Source organism: Neobacillus canaveralius (assembly GCF_047237705.1).
Classification (GTDB): domain Bacteria; phylum Bacillota; class Bacilli; order Bacillales; family Cytobacillaceae; genus Neobacillus; species Neobacillus niacini_K.
In genome coordinates, this window is sequence record NZ_JBDFLL010000001.1 from 303,434 (window position 1) to 323,258 (window position 19,825).

Below are 19,825 nucleotides of genomic sequence, written 5' to 3' on the forward strand. Positions count from 1 at the left end.
GGGGGACTTTCCCCTTTAAAAAAATAAATTTACTGATATTGACTAATTTGGTTAATCATTCTATTATTGTTATAACGTTATATAACGTATTATAAAAAAGGAGTGGAATCGATGTTGAATTTTAGCAGGGAAAAGTATTTGAAAGTAACCGGAGGAGCTGTAGGATTAAGAGAAGAAATTGAAAAGGTAGCAGACAAGGTCTTTGAAAAGGGCTTTAAAAATATTTTTCTAATTGGATCTGGCGGGGCAGTAGCTACCTTTTATCCGTTCGAATACATGATTAACTCAACATCAACGATTCCAGCTTACGCTGAAATTGCTGCAGAGCTCATATTGCAAAATAACAAGCAATTAAGTGAAGAATCTCTTGTCATCTTATCTTCGTTGTCAGGCACAACTGAAGAGACAGTAGCGGCAGCAAAATATTGTAAACAACTTGGTGCCACGACGATTGGTTTAACGGGCGAATACAATCAGCCTCTTGCAGATACAGTAGATTACCCTTTGGTTAATTTTGCTGAAAATGACTTTGCCAGCGATTCCAACCAATTAGTGCTTTATCACCTCATTTTTAAACTCATGAATAAAAATGGTGATTTCCCCCGTTATGAGGAGTTTGCAGCTCAGTTAGAAGTTTTACCTGAGAAGCTAATCGAGGCCAAGGAACAGTTCGAACCTAAAGCAGAAAACTTTGCGGTTACGTATAAAGAGGAGCCTTATCATTTGGTGGTGGGTTCCGGCACAACTTGGGGCCGCGCTTACTCCTATGCGATGTGTGTATTAGAGGAAATGCAATGGATTAAGACAAAATCCATCCATGCAGCGGAGTTCTTCCACGGGACATTGGAAATTGTCGAAGAAGATACGAGCATGCTTTTACTAAAAGGCCAGGATGAAACGCGTCCGTTGATGGACCGTGTCGAGCGCTTTGCTGAAAAGTATACAAACAAATTAACAGTAATTGATACAGCTGATTATGAGTTAGCAGGAATCAGCGAAGAGTTTAGAAAATACCTATCGCCGATTGTCACGTCTACTTTATTGCAAAGATTAAGCGTTCATTTAGAAGATAAACGAAATCATAATTTAGAGATTAGAAGATATTATCGAACAGTGGCTTATTAAAAAAGAACTTGGAAAGATACAATAAACTTATTGTATCTTTCTCTTATTCAATTTATGGGAGGGTTTTGAAGATGAGGCTGATAGCGGTTGGAGATAATGTAGTGGATTATTATGATGATCGCCAGGAGATGTTCCCAGGCGGAAATGCAGTAAATGTAGCAGTTTTTTGGAAACGCTACGGGATCGAGGATGTTTCTTACATAGGCATCATCGGGAACGATGAAGAAGGCGAGCATATTATTAACTCGTTACAGGAAGAGGATATCGATGTTTCTCAGGTACGCCGTGCGTTTGGACCATCTGGGGAGGCGGTTGTGTCTTTGGATGAGCATGGTGATCGGATATTTGTTGGTTCAAATAAAGGCGGCATTCAAAAGCACTTAAAATTGAATTTTACAAAAGAAGACCTAGAGAGTATAGGCACCTATTCACTGCTGCATACGAGCGTATTCAGCCATATCGAAAAAGAACTGCCCTTATTAAAAAAGTACATTAATATCTCGTTTGATTTTTCAACCATACATGATGACGACTATTTGCAGCTTGTCTGCCCGCATGTGAAATTTGCAATTTTTTCTGGTGGGGATTTATCGGCAGCCGAATGTGAAGCATTGATTAAAAAGGTTCATGCTGCGGGCACAGAAAATGTAATCGTTACGAGAGGCTCTGAAGGGTCGCTATTCTCTGATGGAAACCAAGTGTTTACACAAGGGATTGTTGAAACCGATGTTGTTGATACACTCGGAGCGGGAGATACCTTTGTGGCTGTGTTCTTAAAAGAGTTTATCGTGAATGGTCATGCACAGGAAGCAATGGAAAAAGGCGCTGCGGCGGCGGCTGAAACCTGCCAGCGATATGGAGCCTTTGGACATGGGAAGAAGCGAGCAAGGAAAATTGTACTTTGTTAGTATTTATATGGAGGGGACCTGTTAGCTGGTAGAGTAAAGGGTTCGGTTTGGAAGTGCTTCTCTTGTAATCCTTTTAGGTATGTAATGATGTAAACTCGCCATAATTGGCGAGTTTCTTTATTAGGAATATAAAAATCTTATCTCATCATAATGTTCTCTCGACTTACTCTTTTGTGTGGAACCAGTAAAGTAGAATAACCGGAGATTTTCCGGTTATATGAAGAATGGAGCTCGTTTCGGTGAATATAAGCGGAAGTTTTCCGCTTAATCAAAAAAAAATCTTCCATTTAGGGACTTTTTGAGCCAATAGGCGGAATATCTCCGTCTATTTATGCCTTTTTTAATAATAATTTCTAAATAAGCGGAATTCTTCCGTCTATTTATCTTCTCGGGCGCTTAGTCTAACCTGATCCCTAACCGATAAGTGCGGACCCCCTAGTTCCTTCGCAGGCTTTTCAGTTTTGGATTCTAAAAAGAAAAAAGCTCCTAGAGTCGAAACTCGAGGAGCTCTGGCTATTAGTATTCTACTTTCCACATATAACGTCTTTTTGAAAGCGGGTGGTTGCGGGCTTCCGCTAATTGTTCTGCGTATCGGCGCAGCACGTTGTTTAATACTAGCGGTGCGATGTAGCCCTTTAACTCTTCGTCGACACCAGTTAGGTCAAGATCCTTGGCGTCTAATACGACCAATTTCTCGCCGTATTTTTTCGAGAAGTCTAACGCTCTTTCGTCTAAAGGACGTGTTTCATCTAAGCCAAGAAGGATAATGAATGGTACATCTTTATCAATAATTTCGAATGGTCCATGGAAATATTCACCGGCGTGAACCGCATTGGAGTGGATCCACTGCATTTCCATTAGGATACAAATCGCATAAGAATAAGCGATTCCATAGTTTGCTCCACTTGCCATAGTGTAAATAACTTTTTCGTCTTTGTAGTCCTGGCCAAATTGGAACGCCTGGTCTTTATATTGTACATCTGATTTTTCAAATGCAGCTTGAAGGTTTGTTAAGCTGTTGATTACTTTATCAAACTTATCATTTCCTTCTAACACATTCAGGACGCCAAATGTTAATTGATAAAGTAGTCCTAAGTTAGTATTAAAGGCCACAGATTCAGTGCCCCATTCGTATTTTACAACAAATTCACTTTCAATAGCTAAAGGCGAAGTTGGTTGATTTGTATATCCAACGGTTAAAGCGCCCTTTTGGCGGGCAAATGTTGCTGCAGCGACTGTTTCAGGTGTTGTACCAGACATCGAGCAAAGGACAACAAGTGAGTTTTCGCCAAGTTTTCTAGGATTACGATGAATGAATTCATTGGCACTATAAACATCTGATGTAAGATTTTTTGCCTCGCGGTCTAGTATGTACTTGTTTGGGTACATAATCGCAGAAGAACCACCGCAAGCTACAAAATATACGTGGTTAATGGTACGTCCTTTCAATGCCTCTAATACATTTTGAACTTGTGGATCTACAACTACTTGTGAATTTACCATTCATGTTTCCTCCTTAGATTCATTTTAAAGGGGTTAAAATATAATATAACATTATATAACATTATATTAATCCACACCCTTTTAATTGTCAATCTTTTTAGAACATTTAATTTATTAAAATATACCACATTGACATATAACGTAATATGATGTTATATTAATCCTAATATTTTGCTATTTTTAAGGGGAAGGGGTTAGGGTGATGGCTAAAATTACAATGGACCAAGTAGCTGGGATGAATTTTCATTATAAGCACTACCCTTTTGAGTACTTTCTAGACGCTATGGTTCGTTATGAATGTAAAAATATCGAATTATGGGGAGCAGCTCCTCATTTTTATGTGAATGATTTGAGCCTCCACGAGATTCGAAATGTAAAAAAGGAGATTAATAGAAGAGATTTATCCGTAGTCTGTTTTACACCCGAGCAGTGTGTTTACCCCATCAATTTGGCTGCGAAAGAAGATCGTCTGCGTGAGAAAAGTATTCAATACTTTATCAAATCAGCGGAGGCTGCTAAGGAATTAGGTGCTCCGTTGCTATTAGTTACTCCAGGCTGGGGCTATGAAAATGAAGAACCAGAAGAAGCTTGGAAACGAACAAGAGATTCATTGGAGAGGTTATCGGCAGTTGCAACTGATTTAGACCTAACCCTTGCGTTTGAACCTTTAACAAGAGTGGAATCGAATTTGGTTTTTGATTCTAAGTCTTTAAAAAGAATGTTAGATGAGGTTAATAGCCCGAAACTAAAAGGAATGATTGATACGATTCCGATGGCATTGGCAAATGAGGATTTCAAGGATTATTCCAGTTTATTAGGTGAGGATTTAGTTCATATTCACTTTATCGATGGTAAGCCAGAAGGTCATTTGGTCTGGGGAGACGGCGTTTTACCTTTGGAGAAATACATCGATCAATTAAATGAAATCGGGTATAAAGGCTTTCTAACTTTAGAATATACTTCCTATCAATATGTACAAAATCCAGATGAAGCGATGGAACGGTCTTTGAAGATCCTTTCAAGTGTCATAGATGGTTGAAACAAATTGATAGTGTGATTTAAAAGCTATATACTTAGAAGTACGAAAGATAAAGTAGAGACGTTATTTGTAAGCCTTTACTTTATCAACTATTAGGCAGGTGGAAAACATGTTAAAACAGGATGACCAAATTCCGTTATATATTCAATTGAAAGAATCGATTCGCACCTCTATTGTTAATGGTCAATTAAAATATGGAGACAAGATTCCAACAGAATTAGAATTGAGCGAGGAGCACAAAATTAGTAGAATTACTGTCAGAAAAGCGATTCTTGAGTTGGTAGAAGAAGGCTATCTGGTCAAAAAGCAAGGCAAGGGTACGTTTGTAAATAAGCGGAAAATTGAGAGGAAAATTGTTCATTTTCTTAGTTTTAGTGACGCCTGTAAGGCAAATGGACTGATTCCAAGCAGTAAAGTAATTAAAAAGGAAATTATTCAGCCAACCCCAAGGGATCAAAAGTTGCTTCAACTTGATGATGGTGATGCCCTTCTTTTTATTCAACGGGTCAGATATGCCAGCGATTCACCAATCATGCTCGAGAATAACTATTTTTCGTATAAAGAGTTTCATCCTTTATTAAATGAAGATTTGGATGCGTCAGTCTATAAAGTTTTGGAAGAAAAGCTGAATGTAAAACCAACAGATGCCGGTGAAACTTCTTTGGAGATTGTCAGGGCTGGTGAAGAAGAAATCCAATTGCTAAACGTTGCGAGCGGCGAACCATTATTTTATATGGAAACCATGGTGTATGACGAAAATGGCAAGCCGGTTCATATTGGGAAGCAGTATATTGTTGGCGAGAGTTATAAATTTATTCTGAAGCAATAGGGCTGTTTAGCATTTGACGCACATGGGATAACTGAAATTTTTTTCATGAGGAAGTAGATCGCAATGTGGAAAACGGTCAAGGAATGTCTATACATTTTATTTGGTGGACTCATTTTTTCAGTAGGTATCAACTACTTTACGATCCCAAATCTGTTGTCAGAAGGCGGTATCATCGGTCTTACTGTTATTGCACATTATCTTTTTGACTTATCCCCGGGGATGGTCAATTTCATTCTTAATACGGTGCTGGTGTTGATTGGATATAAGTTTTTAGAAAAAAGAGCGATTATTTATACGTTATTTTCTATCTTTTCTTGTTCTCTTTTTATGTATATCACGGAGGAGACGGGTAAAAGGATAACCGATGACCCACTTTTAGCGGCTATCTTTGCCGGACTTTTAGTTGGTGGAGGCTTAGGGATTATTTTCCGTGCTGGAGGTACTTCGGGTGGAACCACGATCCTGGCGAAATTGGCGAATCAATTTTTAGGCTGGAGCATGGGTAAAGGCATTCTATTGATTGATATTATCGTTGTGGCTGGTTCTGTTTTTATCATTGGACTAGTGAAGGCGATGTATACCCTCATTGCCGTTTATATCGGCGCCAAGGTCATTGACTTTATTGTGGATGGACTCGAGGAAAAAGTGGCGGTTTTCATCATTTCGAATTCACCGCAATTGGTGCTGAGTAGCGTTACCAATAAAATGTCGAGGGGTATTACCGTATTAGAGGGGCGCGGCGGTTATACCGGAGATAATAAGGAAGTTCTATATATTGTGATTAGCCGACAAGAGGTCGTTCGGCTGAAAAATATGATTAGTGAAATCGATGAGCAAGCCTATGTCACGGTACATCATGTGCAGGAAGTGATTGGGAAAGGGTATAAGGCGAGTTGAAATAGAAAGGTGGAGACGATGAGTTCTCTGCCTTTTTTTTGTTGAGGGGGAGGTCAACTCCTTTGTTAGGCAGGTAAACGATGGGGATTGGCAGGTAAATGAAGAAAAAGGCAGGTAAGTTTGTGAGATAGGCTGGTAGAGGAGGGGAAATGGCAGGTACGGGGTGTGGGATGTGAAAATACAGGAGGTGAAAATTGGGGGAAGGGACATTTGAAGTAATTTGATTAAGGTAAAATGACGATGGCCAGTCTTGCGACTGGCTTTTTCAGGGGTTAGTAGGGTGGTGGGATTTGTTAGGCAGGTAAGAGGCGCGGGGTATAAAAATTAAGGCGGTTTTAATTTGATTTAGGGGTATTTGAAGCAATTTGGTTAAGGGAAAATGACGATGGCCAGTCTTGCGACTGGCTTTTTCAGGGGTTAGTAGGGTGGTGGGATTTGTTAGGCAGGTAAGAGGCGCGGGGTATAAAAATTAAGGCGGTTTTAATTTGATTTAGGGGTATTTGAAGCAATTTGGTTAAGGGAAATGACGATGGCCAGTCTTGCGACTGGCTTTTTCAGGGGTTAGTAGGGTGGTGGAATTGGTTAGGCAGGTAAGCGTGTAAAATTGGCAGATAGCGGAGGAAAAATAGCAGGTAAGGGGTGTGGGATGTGAAAATATGGGCATCCCTATTGGAGGCAAGGACATTAGAGGAAATTTGATTATGGTAAAATGACGATGTCCAGTCTTTCGACTGGCTCTTATAGGAGATTAGTAGGATGTTGATTATATTTATTCCTTTTTAATAGAAATTTTTGAATGATTTGGTTTATTGTGAATATGATAGTGTGATGGGTTGTACGATGTTGTTGTTTAGATAAGAGTGCTTAGCTGGATGTAAATCAATGTTTTTGTATGGAAGGGTACGATTTGGTGTATTTTTTATGACAATTCTCACTGACAGTTATATGTTTTTGTTGTTAAATGTCGTTATAAGGGAAAATTTGGCTCTTGCGAGCCTAGTTCTAGGCACGTCATCTTCCGCTCCGCTGCAGATCACGTGCGCCTAAGTGCAAGGTTTTACAATTCGCTCTTGCGTCATCTCTGGAGTGATTTCAGGGAGCCTTTTCTGCGAGATCACGCAAACGCTCAGGGGGTGGGGCCCTTGTGTCGATTTAAAACCAGGTTTCTGCAAAAATTGAAAATTCTATCGCCATGTGCTAACGCACATTGCGCCTCAGCTCCGCTGAGGCTTGCAAAACTTTCCATTCCAAGGCGTTACCGAGAGCGAGCTCTCGACCGCTTGGAATGGAAAGTTTTGCGGCGATAGAATTTCCAATTTTATAAAGTTGGTTTATCGACACAGGTTTGTAACAATGCTATAATGTTATCGGTTACAAGTTTCATTGTTATGAAAATTTACAACATTGGAGGGGATTGACATGGAACTTTTGAATTTATATCAGAATAATTATCTGATAGTTTTTGTGTTCCTCTGTCTTGGGGTGCTGCTGCCGTTGGTGGCGTTATATTTAGGTAAGCTTTTGCGACCTCATAAGCCGAGTGTCGAGAAGTATACCACATATGAAAGCGGTATTGATCCATTTCACGATTCCCGTGTACAGTTCAATGTCCGCTATTATATTTTTGCCCTTATGTTTGTTATTTTTGATGTAGAGACTGTGTTTTTATATCCATGGGCGGTTGCCTATGATAAGCTAGGTGTTTTTGCGTTAATTGAGATGTTGATTTTCGTAATTATGCTGTTGATTGGCTTAATATACGCTTGGAAGAAGAAGGTGCTACGATGGACTTAAAACTAGATGACCTCTCACCACAGGAAATGAAAGAGTTAGAAAGAAATGTGTTTTTTGCGACGCTAGAGCAAATTAAAGCATGGGCACGCAGTAATTCATTGTGGCCGATGACATTTGGTCTGGCTTGTTGTGCAATTGAAATGATGGGTACGGGTGGAGCAAACTATGACCTTGACCGATTTGGAACCATTTTTCGTACGTCACCACGTCAGTCAGATTGTATGATTGTGTCTGGTACGGTTACGAAGAAGATGGCGCCGATAGTCCGCCGTTTGTATGATCAAATGCCGGAGCCGAAATGGGTGATTGCGATGGGATCTTGCGCAACTGCAGGTGGTCCGTATGTGAAATCTTATTCTGTTGTTAAGGGTGTCGATCAAATTGTCCCTGTTGATGTTTATATCCCTGGATGCCCACCAAACCCGGCCGCATTAATTTATGGAATCAATAAATTAAAGGAAAAGATTCGCTATGAGGCGAAGACTGGGAAGAAGGTGATCTAACCGATGAGCGGGGAGAAGGATCTCGATCAATTAAAAAGAGAAGCGGCTGAGAAAGCGAAGGCGGCGGCATTAGCGAAGCGTCAGGCAAAGGCAGCAGGAGAATCTCCAGGTGCACCGAAACAGGAGGACAAACCTTCTGAACAAGCGCTTGGTCAAAGTGAACTGCAGGCCCAACCAGAACAGCCAGCGGGAACACCAGCTGAAGATGGTGCAGACCTTGCGAAGAAAAAGGCAGCTGCAGCAGCGAAGGCAAAGGCGGCTGCACTTGCAAAGAAAAAGCGTGAAGGTATTGTGGAGGAAGAAGCTCCTGCTCCTGTTGAAGCAGTAGAAGAAACTCCAGCGGCAGCCCAAGCGCCAGAGGATGGAGCCGATCTTGCAAAACAAAAAGCTGCAGCAGTAGCCAAAGCAAAAGCGGCAGCAGCGGCAAAGCGGAAAGCGATGGAGTTAGGTGCAGGTAATACGCCGGCAGAAGAAACACCAGCAGCAGAAGCTGAAACCAGCGATGACGGTGACGACCTTGCGAAGAAAAAGGCAGCGGCAGTAGCGAAGGCGAAAGCGGCGGCAGCAGCGAAACGTAAAGCGATGGAGCTAGCGGGAGAATCAGCCCCGGCAGAAGAAACACCAGCAGCAGAAGCTGAAACCAGCGATGATGGTGATGACGTTGCGAAGAAAAAGGCAGCAGCGGTAGCGAAAGCAAAAGCGGCGGCAGCGGCAAAGCGGAAAGCAATGGAGCTAGCAGGCGGCGAAGCACCAGCTGAAGAAGCGGCTGGAGGAACTGACGACGCTAAGGCGAAAGCGGCAGCTGCAGCAAAAGCGAAAGCAGTGGCGGCGGCTAAAGCAAAGGCGGCGGCAGCGGCAAAAGCGAAGGCAGCTGGTACCGGTGAGGCAGACACAGCGGCGGGCGGCGATGATGAAAAAGCCAAAGCGAAAGCGGCAGCAGTAGCTAAAGCAAAAGCAGCGGCAGCAGCAAAGGCAAAAGCAGCAGGCGCGGCAAAAGGCGGCGACGTATCGCCAGCCGATACGGCCGAACAGCCATCACCAAATCAGCCTTTCTTAGATAAGTATAGAAAGGTTATTGAGGAAAACTTAGGCTCGGATGTTTTAGAAGATTCTTATATTAATAAATTATCGAAAGACGTTCCGACAATTGTTGCTAAGAAAGATACATATTTCAAGGTAGCTCAGTTTTTAAAATACAATGAGCTCCTAGGGTTCGATTATCTCTCTGAGCTGCATGGAACAGATTTTGTCACACATATGGAAGTTTATGTTCACTTATTCTCATACAAAAATCGCCAATCAGTGGCGTTAAAAGTAAAGATTGACCGCGATGAACCAACAATCGAGTCCTTGCAGCCAATTTGGGCAGGAGCTAACTGGCCAGAGTGCGAAGCTTATGATTTATTAGGAATTAAGTTTACCGGACATCCGAATTTACATCGGATTATGCTAGGAGAAGATTGGGTTGGCTATCCACTGCGTAAAGATTATGAACCGTATGATGTGGAGGTGTAACCAGTGATCAGAACAGAAGAAATGCTGCTAAACGTCGGTCCTCAGCATCCAAGTACACACGGAGTATTCCGGCTGGTTGTCAAGATTGACGGGGAAATCATTACTGAAGCAACCCCAGTAATCGGTTATTTACACCGCGGAACGGAAAAATTAGCAGAGAACCTGCAATATACACAGATTATCCCATACACTGACCGAATGGACTATTTGTCGGCGATGACAAACAACTATGTCATCTGCCATGCAGTTGAAACGATGATGGGAATTCAAGTTCCAGAACGCGCAGACTTCCTTCGTGTCATGGCGATGGAATTAGGGCGGATTGCCAGCCACCTGGTTGCATGGGGAACGTACATCCTTGACCTTGGTGCGACGAGCCCGTTCATCTATGCTTTTCGTGACCGTGAAATGATTATCAATATGCTTAACGAATTATCAGGTGCTCGTTTGACCTTCAACTATATGCGTGTTGGCGGGGTAAAGTGGGACGCACCAGATGGCTGGGTTGACGGTGTAAGAGAATTTGTTCCTTACTTGCGTGAACAGCTGAAAGGCTACCATAACCTTGTATCCGGAAATGAAATCTTTTTAGACCGTGTAAAAGGGGTTGGCGTGTATTCAAAGGAAGATGCCATCAACTATTCACTCAGCGGTCCAAACCTTCGCAGTACCGGTGTGAAATGGGATCTTCGTAAAGATGAGCCATATTCAATCTATGACCGCTTTGATTTCAATGTTGTCACAAGGGACGAAGGAGATTGCTTAGCTCGTTACCATGTACGCCTTGAAGAAATCGAAGAATCATTAAAAATCCTTGAGCAGGCATGTGAGCAATTCCCTGCTGAAGGTGAGATTATGGCCAAAGTGCCAAAAATCATCAAAGCACCAAAAGGGGAAGCATTTGTAAGAATTGAATCTCCGCGTGGAGAAATTGGCTGCTATATCTCAAGTGACGGTAAAAAAGAACCGTACCGCTTAAAGTTTAGAAGACCTTCATTCTATAATCTGCAAATTCTCCCTAAATTATTAGTAGGCGAAAACATTGCAAACTTGATTGCGATTTTAGGGGCAGTTGACATTGTCCTTGGGGAGGTGGACGGCTAATGGTAGAAGAGTTGCTTGAGTCCAGTCCTGGCTGGATGAACTTTGGAATCTTCTTTTTACTCGCAGTTATCTTACTATTAGTGGTCTTAGGTTTCGTAACATATGCGATATTAGCAGAGCGAAAGGTTTTAGGATACATGCAGGCCCGTCACGGCCCAAACCAGCTTGGCGGTAAGTGGGGATTATTACAGACGGTAGCGGACGTTCTTAAACTTTTACTTAAAGAAGACGTTATTCCGAAGGCAGCCGACAGGCCGCTATTCATCCTGGCACCAATCATTGCCTTTACTCCAGCTTTCATGGTACTGGCAACGATCCCATTTACAGACAAATTCCAATTTGCCGATATCGGGGTCGGATTACTCTATTATATTGCCGTTTCAGGAATGACTGTATTTGGAATGGTTCTCGGCGGCTGGGCATCCAATAATAAATACGCCCTTCTAGGGGGCATGCGTGCAGGCGCACAGATGATTTCCTACGAAATCCCGCTTGTTATGTCCGTTCTGGGTGTTATTTTATTAACGGGAAGCTTAAATTTATCTGACATTGTGGTACAGCAGGAGCATGGCTGGTTCATTCTTTATCAGCCGATTGCTTTTATCGTGTTTTTCATCGCATCGATTGCAGAATTAAACCGGACACCATTTGACCTTCCTGAATCAGAGAACGAACTTGTTGCCGGATATTTTGTTGAGTACTCAGGATTCCGTTGGGCATTCTTTATGCTCACAGAATATGTTTATATGTTTGCGATGTCATCATTAATCACCGTCATTTTCTTAGGCGGATGGCTGCCGCCGCTGGATATCTTAGGATTTATCCCAGGCGCAGTATGGTTTGCACTCAAATTTAGCGTCGTTGTCTTTGTTTACATGTGGCTGCGTGCTACACTTCCACGTTTTAGAATCGACCGATTAATGGAATTCGCGTGGAAAGTACTATTCCCAGTCGCATTAGCAAACATCTTCTTAACAGCGTTAATCAAAACATTGTTTTTCTAAGACTTATTGAAAAAGGAACCTAATGGGGCGTTCGCAATGAGTACAGTCCTTAAAGAGGTTTATCATACGAATATAGAGTGTATTTTTAAAATGAAAAAGGGGTGAAAAACGTGCTTGGATTTACAAAAGGCTTGAAATATACCCTAAAACAGTTAACGAAAGAAAAGGTAACCTATAATTATCCAGATGAGCCGCTACCGCTGCCGGACCGCTTTCGCGGTATTCAAAAATTCTATCCGGAAAAGTGTATCGTGTGTAATCAATGCATGAACATTTGCCCGACAGAATGTATTAATTTAACGGGTAAAAAACATCCGGATCCAACGAAAAAAGGTAAAATCATTGATACGTATGATATCAATTTCGAGATTTGTATCCTATGTGACCTCTGTACAGAGGTTTGCCCGACCGAAGCGATTGTCATGACCAATAACTTTGAGTTAGCGTCATACAGCCGTGATATGTTATTTAAAAACCTTGAGTGGTTAGATGAGAACGACGAAAACGTACGGCAGGTGAATAAACCATGACAATTACAGGCGAGTTTATCGCATTTATGGGCCTTGCCCTTGTCGCCATTATTGGCGGTGTCCTGTTATTGAACCTTACTAAAGTCGTGCACATGGTCGTGGCCCTCATTTTTACGTTTGTCAGCATTGCCGGAATTTACGTGCTGCTGTCAGCTGAATTTGTCGCAGCGGTGCAAATCTTGATTTATTCCGGTGCGATAACCATTATCATGTTATTTGGAATTATGTTAACGAAGCATGATGATGAAGGGGAAACCACCACAGGCAAGGGAAGAAAGGTTCTATTATTTCTTGGTATTCTTGGATTTGCGGCAGCTGTCTACATTGGAATCTATGATTTCAACGTGGTACAGGTACCGACAGACTTACATGTGGACAATACAATGAAAATAGGGGAAGCCCTTTACTCTAAATGGGTCATTCCGTTTGAATTAACATCTGTTTTACTATTAGTGGCACTTGTTGGAGCGATTGTTCTGGCGAAGAAAGAAGAGAAGGAGGGTGACAAGGAATGAGTTCAGTTCCTGCTTCAGCCTTCCTGGCACTCGCACTGATTTTATTCTGTATCGGCTTATACGGGGCATTGACCAAACGAAACACCGTCATCGTCCTTATCTCTATCGAATTAATGCTGAATGCCGTTAATATTAACCTGGTAACTTTCAGCAAATACGGTGTAGCACCATCCATCACCGGTCAAATCTTCGCGCTGTTCACGATTTGCGTAGCCGCTGCAGAAGCAGCAGTCGGTCTAGCCATCTTAATGGCCCTATACCGCAACCGCAAAACCGTCAACATCGACGATATGGACACAATGAAAAACTAAACTTGATTAAAATATTTTTTAGACACTGCGGTGCTGTCATCGCTTAAAAGACACTGTCCGTCTCAGATGGACAAATTGGTGATAATTGGTGAGTTCCCTCGGCGGAAGTTTTCGCGTGAGCGGTGACAGGCACCATTTTTAAAAAGGGTTGTTTCTTTATTAATGTTGTTAAAATCTTAAAGCCGATTTTAACGTGAAATGAGTTATTTTGCGCTTTAGAATAAAGTTTGCTGGCTCTTTTCTTATTAAATTTAGGCTATTTTCTGTGGAGTTAGCCAAGGCCATTAAATCTTGATTCAAAAAGCAACTAAGTTTAAGAAAAGAGCCTTAAAAAGGGGATTGTGATGATGATGGAAAATGCATGGATCATACCGCTTTTCCCGCTATTATCGTTTTTGATTCTTCTTCTATTTGGTAAGAAGCTGAGAGATGTGAGTGCTTACGTGGGTATTCTGCTTACGTTGGCCTCGCTTGTATATTCGTTGTTGGTGTTGTTCGAGCGTTTCACTCAACCAACGTTTAAGACTTCAACGGAGTGGCTCAGAATAGGAGATATTTCTTTAACAGCGGGCTTTGAAGTGAATCAATTGAATGCATTAATGCTAGTAATTGTCTCGCTCGTCAGCTTCCTGGTACATACATATTCAAAGGGATATATGCACGGGGATGAGCGGTTTCCAGTATTCTATGCCTATTTAGGACTATTTACGTTTGCCATGCTTGGTCTCGTAATCTCGCCCAACCTGCTGCAAACTTATATTTTCTGGGAGCTCGTCGGAGTCGGTTCCTTCCTCTTAATCGGATTCTATTTCTACAAAGAAGAAGCGAAGGCTGCGGCGAAAAAAGCATTCATTATGACCCGTATCGGGGACGTTGGTCTCCTAATCGGGATGATTTTATTATTCTGGGAAACAAAAAGCTTTGAATACAGTGAAATTTTCCGTGCCGTTGAGGCAGGCGCTGTTTCAACCACGATGATTACCTTAACAGCAATCCTAATCTTCATTGGGGCAGTTGGTAAATCTGGTCAGTTCCCACTGCACACATGGCTGCCGGACGCGATGGAAGGTCCGACACCAGTTTCTGCTTTAATCCATGCGGCGACAATGGTTGCAGCAGGTGTTTACTTAGTTGCTTCACTTTTCCCGCTGTTCGCAGCAAGTGAAACAGCACTATTAACTGTGGCTGTCATAGGTGCATTTACGGCGATTTTTGCAGCAAGCATCGGTCTTGTCCAAACAGATATTAAACGCGTTCTAGCCTATTCAACAGTAAGCCAGCTTGGTTACATGATGCTAGCTCTAGGCTCTGCAGGCTACGTTGCCGGTGTATTCCACTTGATGACACATGCTTTCTTCAAAGCATTGCTATTCTTAGCTGCCGGAAGCGTGATTCATGCGGTTCACACACAGAACATCGAAGAGATGGGCGGGCTTTGGAAAAAGCTAAAGCTTACCGCACCATTATTCTTAATCGGAACACTCGCCATCAGCGGTGTACCATTGTTTTCAGGTTTCTTTAGTAAAGATGAAATCTTAATCGCAGCCTGGGAAGGCGGACATCCAGTTCTGTTCTTACTAGCGCTTGCAGCGGCATTTATGACCGCATTTTATATGTTCCGCTTGTTCTTCATGGTTTTCACCGGTGAAGCACGGACACCAATGAAAAATGTACACGAATCACCATCAATGATGACCTACCCAATGATCATTCTTGGAGTGTTGGCGATTATCGCCGGGTTTGTGCAAACACCATTTAATCATAATCTTGGCGAATGGCTCGTTGATGGAAACGAAGCACTTGGACATGGGCATGTCGAAGGTCCAATTTGGATTATGATTGCGGCAACTGTAGTTTCCTTAGCTGGTATCTACCTTGCTTACCTGATTTACTACAAGCGTTCAGTCGCACGCAACTGGCTGTCAGGCAGCGGTGACACATTGCATACAATTTTAACCAACAAATATTACATTGACGAATTCTATCAAATGTCTGTAGTGGCGGTCACAAAGGGTATTAGTTACCTTTTACGCTTCATCGATGTCTTCCTAGTGGAAGGAATCATGAAGGGTGTGGCAGGGATTGTTCAAGGCCTTGGAGCAGCTGGGTCAAAGCTTCAAAGTGGTCAAACGCAAACCTATGCAGCCGTGGCTTTTGTCGGCTTGGCACTGCTAGCGGTCATCTTTGTGTTAACAGGGGGGTACTTATAAATGGATCTTTCTTTCGTTCTATCATTACTAGTATTCTCCCCGTTACTCGGTATCGTAGTGTTAGCCTTCATGCCAAAAACTGAAGAAAAAACAATCAAAATCGTTGGCTTCCTAGCAACACTGCCTGCACTGGGGATTGCCATCGGCCTTTATCTCCATTACCTCGTGGGTAAGGATTTAAGTGATTTTAACGTGGCAAAGGATTGGATTACCTTCGGTGGTCTGCAAGGTGCAGAAGCAGGATTCTGGAAAGTAAACTATGAACTTGGCGTCAGCGGCTTCACGATGCTCTTAGTAGTTCTAACAGCCGTAGTCGCAACACTCGCAGCGATTGCCTCCATTTATATTAAAAAAGAATGGAAAGGCTACTTCATGCTATTCTTGCTTTTAGAAATTGGAATGCTTGGAGTGTTTACAGCTGAAAACTTAATTCTATTTTTCTTATTCTTTGAAATTACGTTAATCCCAACTTTCTTCTTAATTGGGAAATGGGGATATTTTGAAAAAGAAAAAGCTGCTTATAGTTTCTTAATCTATAACGGTTTAGGCTCAGCCGTACTGTTAATTGTGATTATGATTCTTTTTGCAAAAACAGGAACGACCAATATTGAAATGCTAACGCAAATCATGAGCGATCAGAACGTTCCTATGACAAGTGGATTAAAATTAGGCTTATTGATTGCGCTCTTAGTCGCTTTTGGCGTAAAGCTGCCAATCTTCCCATTACACAGCTGGATGCTTCGCGTCCACGTGCAGGCGCCGCCATCCATTGTTATGATTCACTCTGGTATTCTATTGAAAATCGGTGCCTACGGGTTAATTCGCTTTGGAATGGGAATTTTTCCGGAGCAGTTTGAAAAACTGGCTGTACTATTAGCCATCCTTGGAGTGGTAAATCTTCTATACGGAGCGTTCCTAGCGTTCATTCAAACAGACTTTAAAATGGTGTTGGCATACTCTTCGATTTCTCATATGGGAATTGTGTTAATCGGGTTAGCCGCGCTGAATGAAGCAGGTGTACAAGGGGCAATTTTCCAAGTGGTGTCACACGGGTTAATCTCAGCCCTACTGTTCTTCTTAGTCGGTGCTTTCTACGAGCGTACAGACACGTCTCTAATGGAAAACCTTGGCGGAATGGCAAAGGGAATGCCGATTGCTTCAGGATTCTTGCTTGCAGGTGCATTGGCTTCACTCGGATTGCCAGGAATGTCCGGATTCGTCAGTGAATTCATGGCGTTCTTAGGTTTATTTGAAGAAATGCCTTGGATTGCCGCGGTTGGCTGTATCGGCATTATCATGACCGCTGTTTATTTATTACGTGCGGTGCTCGGCATTACGTACGGCCAAGCACACCGTGAATTTACAGGTCTCGTCGATCTCAAGGGCGTCGAATTCGTACCGGTTGTTGTGTTGATCGCTTTAATCGTCTTAATTGGAGTAGTACCAAGCGTTCTAAGCTCACCGCTTCAAGCCACACTTGAAACGATTATGCTAGGGTTAGGAGGGTGATGAAGGATGAGTCTTGAGGAATTAACATCATTTAATTGGAGCATCATGACACCAGAGTTCATCATCGTTGGTGTAGCAGCGCTTCTCACAGTAATCGATTTATTTATGCCGAAAAAGCAAGATCGCCGAATCCTCGGATGGATCGGAATTGCAGCGATTTTCGCCGCAATGGTTTCCCTATTGGGACTACTTGGTGCCGCGCCGGATTCAATTTTAGACGACACCTTCCGTCTTGATTCTTTTGGAAAAGCATTCAAACTCCTTCTGCTTGCAGGCGGGGCGCTTGTACTATTTTTAGCTGTCTCCTACAAGGCTGACCAGGGGATGGAAGAATACCGCGGTGAATTTTATTATTTATTCTTAACCGGATTACTTGGCGGAATGATTATGACATCCTCGGGTGACTTAATCACATTATTTATCGGTTTAGAGTTGTTATCAATTTCTTCTTATATTTTAGCGGGTATTCGCAAAAATAATTTGCAATCTAACGAGTCGGCAATGAAATATGTGATAAACGGTTCAATTGCCACTGCGATAACCTTGTTCGGTATGAGCTATGTATACGGTCTAACTGGTACAACAAACTTGTTAGCTATTGCTGGAGCGCTTCAGGCCTTGGCTGACGCACAGCATGCGTACTTGCTAGGATTGGCATTCTTAATGATTTTCGTTGGATTAGGCTTTAAGCTTGCTGCTGCTCCATTCCATATGTGGGCACCAGACGTTTATCAAGGTGCTCCAACACCGGTTACTGCATTTTTAAGCGTTGTTTCGAAAACAGCAGGTTTTGTTATTGTTGCTCGAATTTTAATATCGGTCTTTGGTGTAGCAGCTACAGAAGGTCCTGGCTCAATGCCAATTCTTTATAACATGCAGGACTATATTGCGGTTGTAGCAGGGGCTACAATGATCATCGGAAACGTGGTCGCTCTGAAACAAAACAATATTAAAAGAATGTTTGCTTACTCAAGTATCGCGCACGCCGGTTACGTTCTAGTGGCGTTCACGTCTTTAAGCTCGAACTTCTTTTACACCGTTTGGTTCTATTTATTAGCGTACTTGTTCATGAACCTTGGGGCGTTTGCGGTGATCCAATTAGTGGAAACAAAAACCGGTTCAACAAATATTGCTGATTTCGCCGGATTGTACCGCCGTTCACCTGTATTAGCGGTCACGATGGGAATCTTGTTAATCGCTTTAGCCGGTTTCCCAGGTACCGCAGGCTTCATCGGTAAGCTGAACATCTTTATCGGTGCTTTCATGGTGCAGGAACCGCATTATGTATTGGCGTCCGTCATGATCGCCACAACCGTAGTATCGTATTTTTACTACTTCGGTATCATGACCCAAATGTTCTTCCGCCCAGCAGCGGATGACAGCAAGTTCTCAAAAATTCCAGTGGGAATACTTGTTGTTTTAATCGTCACCGTCGTAGCGTCCGTACTGTTTGGAGTATTCCCAAACATCGCCATCGACTTCGTGAACGAAAACTTCAACCAATTCTCAGACTTTCTGCAATAGACCGGCAACTTTGGGGGAAGGACCCGGTCTAGGTCAACAAAGAGGGGTAACGATATATAAAGTGAAAGAAGAGGCATGGGGGCCTCTTCTTAACAAGCAAAACGGTCCTTTGAACGGACCGTTTTTTTTGAATATTATTGGATAGGGTCAGGAACTTGTCTTTTATCCTTCAGATCGTCCTTAGAATCAGTATTTTGCATTTCACCGCCAAGCTTCTTCAGCTCATCCCAATCCTGTGCCATCGAGCTATTGTTTGCTGCCGCTAGTGTATTCCTGTCATCCTGATTAGGAGTCCTTCTATTCTTTGTTAGCACTAATATTTTACCTTCTTTAACGGATTTCCCGTAGAATTCGGCTTGATCATCTGGAATCCCGATTCCAATTAATGCTCCGGTTAGTCCACCTAAACCGGCACCCGCTACGGCTCCAATTAAACTTGAAGCAATCGGTCCTGCGGCGATGATTGGGCCAACTCCTGGGATGGCAAGTGCACCAACTCCTACTAATAAACCAGTTAACCCTCCGAGTGTTCCACCTGCTAACGCGCCAGTTGCAGCACTTTCTTCCGCAACCGTACCTGTTTCATCCGCAATATAATTCACATTTTTGATATCTTTACCAATGACACAAATATCTTGTTTGTCATATCCCTGTTTAACAAGGTCCTCAATGGCGATAATCGCTTCCTGTTCGGTATCATAAACACCAACAACATTCTTTTCAATCTTGTCCATATTTGTTTCCTCCTCATTTATTCGTTTCGAAAGATAGCTAGTTTAATTGTTTACCCATGACTATTTTGATAATTTATCCTTTATCTTCCCAACTTCTTCTTGTACTTTCCCTTTTAATTGATCGACTTTCCCCTCGTTTTCCGTGGAACGATCATCTGTCAGTTTTCCCCATTGCTCTTTTGCTTCCCCTTTAACGTTATCTACATATCCATTCATTTTATCTTTATTCATAATGTTTTTAGCCTCCTTGGAATTTGTTAGATCTGTTTCA

19 protein-coding genes are annotated in these 19,825 nt (G+C 42.4%); 16 read left to right on the forward strand and 3 right to left on the reverse strand.

Annotated elements, in window-relative coordinates:
• The first annotated feature begins 111 nt into the window (after positions 1-111).
• Positions 112-1,125, forward strand: coding sequence for an SIS domain-containing protein (locus tag ABC255_RS01490; RefSeq protein WP_412991025.1), 1,014 nt, complete (start codon positions 112-114; stop codon positions 1,123-1,125).
• A gap of 65 nt (positions 1,126-1,190) precedes the next feature.
• Positions 1,191-2,033: a PfkB family carbohydrate kinase gene (locus tag ABC255_RS01495; protein WP_412991026.1), complete on the forward strand. Its 843-nt coding sequence runs from the start codon at positions 1,191-1,193 to the stop codon at positions 2,031-2,033.
• 516 nt (positions 2,034-2,549) lie between these two features.
• Here ABC255_RS01495 and ABC255_RS01500 read toward each other — a convergent pair.
• Positions 2,550-3,536 (reverse strand): SIS domain-containing protein, encoded by a 987-nt coding sequence (locus ABC255_RS01500; RefSeq protein ID WP_412991027.1) that lies wholly within the window; start codon positions 3,534-3,536, stop codon positions 2,550-2,552.
• Positions 3,537-3,738: 202 nt separating this feature from the next.
• On the opposite strand from ABC255_RS01500, the gene ABC255_RS01505 reads away from it, so the two are divergent.
• The 14 genes from ABC255_RS01505 (at position 3,739) to nuoN (ending at position 18,820) form a co-directional block, all read left to right on the forward strand.
• Positions 3,739-4,575: a sugar phosphate isomerase/epimerase family protein gene (locus tag ABC255_RS01505; protein ID WP_412991028.1), complete on the forward strand. Its 837-nt coding sequence runs from the start codon at positions 3,739-3,741 to the stop codon at positions 4,573-4,575.
• Positions 4,576-4,684: 109 nt separating this feature from the next.
• Positions 4,685-5,404, forward strand: coding sequence for a GntR family transcriptional regulator (locus ABC255_RS01510; protein ID WP_412991029.1), 720 nt, complete (start codon positions 4,685-4,687; stop codon positions 5,402-5,404).
• Positions 5,405-5,467: 63 nt separating this feature from the next.
• Entirely contained in the window at positions 5,468-6,301 is an 834-nt protein-coding gene (locus ABC255_RS01515; RefSeq protein WP_412991030.1) for a YitT family protein, read from the forward strand.
• Between the two features lie 1,419 nt (positions 6,302-7,720).
• Positions 7,721-8,095 carry an NADH-quinone oxidoreductase subunit A gene (locus tag ABC255_RS01520; protein WP_179599056.1) on the forward strand — a complete coding sequence of 125 codons (375 nt, stop codon included), beginning with the start codon at positions 7,721-7,723 and terminating at the stop codon, positions 8,093-8,095.
• Positions 8,086-8,598: a NuoB/complex I 20 kDa subunit family protein gene (locus tag ABC255_RS01525; RefSeq protein ID WP_063254614.1), complete on the forward strand. Its 513-nt coding sequence runs from the start codon at positions 8,086-8,088 to the stop codon at positions 8,596-8,598. Before ABC255_RS01520 ends, ABC255_RS01525 begins: the two co-directional genes overlap by 10 nt.
• Before the next feature lie 3 nt (positions 8,599-8,601).
• Positions 8,602-10,113, forward strand: a complete 1,512-nt coding sequence (locus ABC255_RS01530) for an NADH-quinone oxidoreductase subunit C (protein WP_412991031.1) — start codon at positions 8,602-8,604, stop codon at positions 10,111-10,113.
• 3 nt (positions 10,114-10,116) lie between these two features.
• Positions 10,117-11,217: an NADH-quinone oxidoreductase subunit D gene (locus ABC255_RS01535; RefSeq protein WP_412991032.1), complete on the forward strand. Its 1,101-nt coding sequence runs from the start codon at positions 10,117-10,119 to the stop codon at positions 11,215-11,217.
• On the forward strand, positions 11,217-12,221 hold the full coding sequence (gene nuoH, locus ABC255_RS01540; RefSeq protein ID WP_412991033.1) for an NADH-quinone oxidoreductase subunit NuoH: 1,005 nt from the start codon (positions 11,217-11,219) through the stop codon (positions 12,219-12,221). Before ABC255_RS01535 ends, nuoH begins: the two co-directional genes overlap by 1 nt.
• A gap of 110 nt (positions 12,222-12,331) precedes the next feature.
• Positions 12,332-12,751, forward strand: coding sequence for an NADH-quinone oxidoreductase subunit NuoI (gene nuoI, locus ABC255_RS01545; RefSeq protein ID WP_063255622.1), 420 nt, complete (start codon positions 12,332-12,334; stop codon positions 12,749-12,751).
• On the forward strand, positions 12,748-13,266 hold the full coding sequence (locus tag ABC255_RS01550) for an NADH-quinone oxidoreductase subunit J (protein ID WP_179598634.1): 519 nt from the start codon (positions 12,748-12,750) through the stop codon (positions 13,264-13,266). Before nuoI ends, ABC255_RS01550 begins: the two co-directional genes overlap by 4 nt.
• Positions 13,263-13,577 (forward strand): NADH-quinone oxidoreductase subunit NuoK, encoded by a 315-nt coding sequence (nuoK, locus tag ABC255_RS01555; RefSeq protein ID WP_063255620.1) that lies wholly within the window; start codon positions 13,263-13,265, stop codon positions 13,575-13,577. The genes ABC255_RS01550 and nuoK overlap by 4 nt, the downstream gene beginning before the upstream one ends.
• Before the next feature lie 347 nt (positions 13,578-13,924).
• Positions 13,925-15,787, forward strand: a complete 1,863-nt coding sequence (gene nuoL, locus ABC255_RS01560; RefSeq protein ID WP_412998446.1) for an NADH-quinone oxidoreductase subunit L — start codon at positions 13,925-13,927, stop codon at positions 15,785-15,787.
• Positions 15,788-17,296 (forward strand): NADH-quinone oxidoreductase subunit M, encoded by a 1,509-nt coding sequence (locus ABC255_RS01565; RefSeq protein ID WP_412991034.1) that lies wholly within the window; start codon positions 15,788-15,790, stop codon positions 17,294-17,296.
• A gap of 6 nt (positions 17,297-17,302) precedes the next feature.
• Positions 17,303-18,820, forward strand: coding sequence for an NADH-quinone oxidoreductase subunit NuoN (gene nuoN / locus ABC255_RS01570; RefSeq protein WP_412991035.1), 1,518 nt, complete (start codon positions 17,303-17,305; stop codon positions 18,818-18,820).
• A gap of 134 nt (positions 18,821-18,954) precedes the next feature.
• On the opposite strand, the gene ABC255_RS01575 is transcribed toward nuoN, so the two are convergent.
• Together ABC255_RS01575 and ABC255_RS01580 are read right to left on the reverse strand one after the other, a co-directional pair.
• Positions 18,955-19,554 carry a general stress protein gene (locus tag ABC255_RS01575; protein WP_412991036.1) on the reverse strand — a complete coding sequence of 200 codons (600 nt, stop codon included), beginning with the start codon at positions 19,552-19,554 and terminating at the stop codon, positions 18,955-18,957.
• A 60-nt stretch (positions 19,555-19,614) separates the two neighbouring features.
• Positions 19,615-19,785, reverse strand: coding sequence for a CsbD family protein (locus ABC255_RS01580; RefSeq protein WP_412991037.1), 171 nt, complete (start codon positions 19,783-19,785; stop codon positions 19,615-19,617).
• Positions 19,786-19,825: the final 40 nt, after the last annotated feature.

What these genes read in the sequence shown, in the direction of transcription:
- ABC255_RS01510 (WP_412991029.1), top strand. Translation starts at nt 4,685, where the DNA reads ATGTTAAAACAGGATGACCAAATTCCGTTATATATTCAATTGAAAGAA.
- ABC255_RS01500 (WP_412991027.1), bottom strand. Translation starts at nt 3,536, where the DNA reads ATGGTAAATTCACAAGTAGTTGTAGATCCACAAGTTCAAAATGTATTA.
- nuoN (WP_412991035.1), top strand. Translation starts at nt 17,303, where the DNA reads ATGAGTCTTGAGGAATTAACATCATTTAATTGGAGCATCATGACACCA.
- ABC255_RS01565 (WP_412991034.1), top strand. Translation starts at nt 15,788, where the DNA reads ATGGATCTTTCTTTCGTTCTATCATTACTAGTATTCTCCCCGTTACTC.
- ABC255_RS01550 (WP_179598634.1), top strand. Translation starts at nt 12,748, where the DNA reads ATGACAATTACAGGCGAGTTTATCGCATTTATGGGCCTTGCCCTTGTC.
- nuoL (WP_412998446.1), top strand. Translation starts at nt 13,925, where the DNA reads ATGATGGAAAATGCATGGATCATACCGCTTTTCCCGCTATTATCGTTT.
- ABC255_RS01520 (WP_179599056.1), top strand. Translation starts at nt 7,721, where the DNA reads ATGGAACTTTTGAATTTATATCAGAATAATTATCTGATAGTTTTTGTG.
- ABC255_RS01580 (WP_412991037.1), bottom strand. Translation starts at nt 19,785, where the DNA reads ATGAATAAAGATAAAATGAATGGATATGTAGATAACGTTAAAGGGGAA.
- ABC255_RS01575 (WP_412991036.1), bottom strand. Translation starts at nt 19,554, where the DNA reads ATGGACAAGATTGAAAAGAATGTTGTTGGTGTTTATGATACCGAACAG.
- ABC255_RS01490 (WP_412991025.1), top strand. Translation starts at nt 112, where the DNA reads ATGTTGAATTTTAGCAGGGAAAAGTATTTGAAAGTAACCGGAGGAGCT.
- ABC255_RS01530 (WP_412991031.1), top strand. Translation starts at nt 8,602, where the DNA reads ATGAGCGGGGAGAAGGATCTCGATCAATTAAAAAGAGAAGCGGCTGAG.
- nuoH (WP_412991033.1), top strand. Translation starts at nt 11,217, where the DNA reads ATGGTAGAAGAGTTGCTTGAGTCCAGTCCTGGCTGGATGAACTTTGGA.
- nuoK (WP_063255620.1), top strand. Translation starts at nt 13,263, where the DNA reads ATGAGTTCAGTTCCTGCTTCAGCCTTCCTGGCACTCGCACTGATTTTA.
- ABC255_RS01515 (WP_412991030.1), top strand. Translation starts at nt 5,468, where the DNA reads ATGTGGAAAACGGTCAAGGAATGTCTATACATTTTATTTGGTGGACTC.
- ABC255_RS01505 (WP_412991028.1), top strand. Translation starts at nt 3,739, where the DNA reads ATGGCTAAAATTACAATGGACCAAGTAGCTGGGATGAATTTTCATTAT.
- ABC255_RS01525 (WP_063254614.1), top strand. Translation starts at nt 8,086, where the DNA reads ATGGACTTAAAACTAGATGACCTCTCACCACAGGAAATGAAAGAGTTA.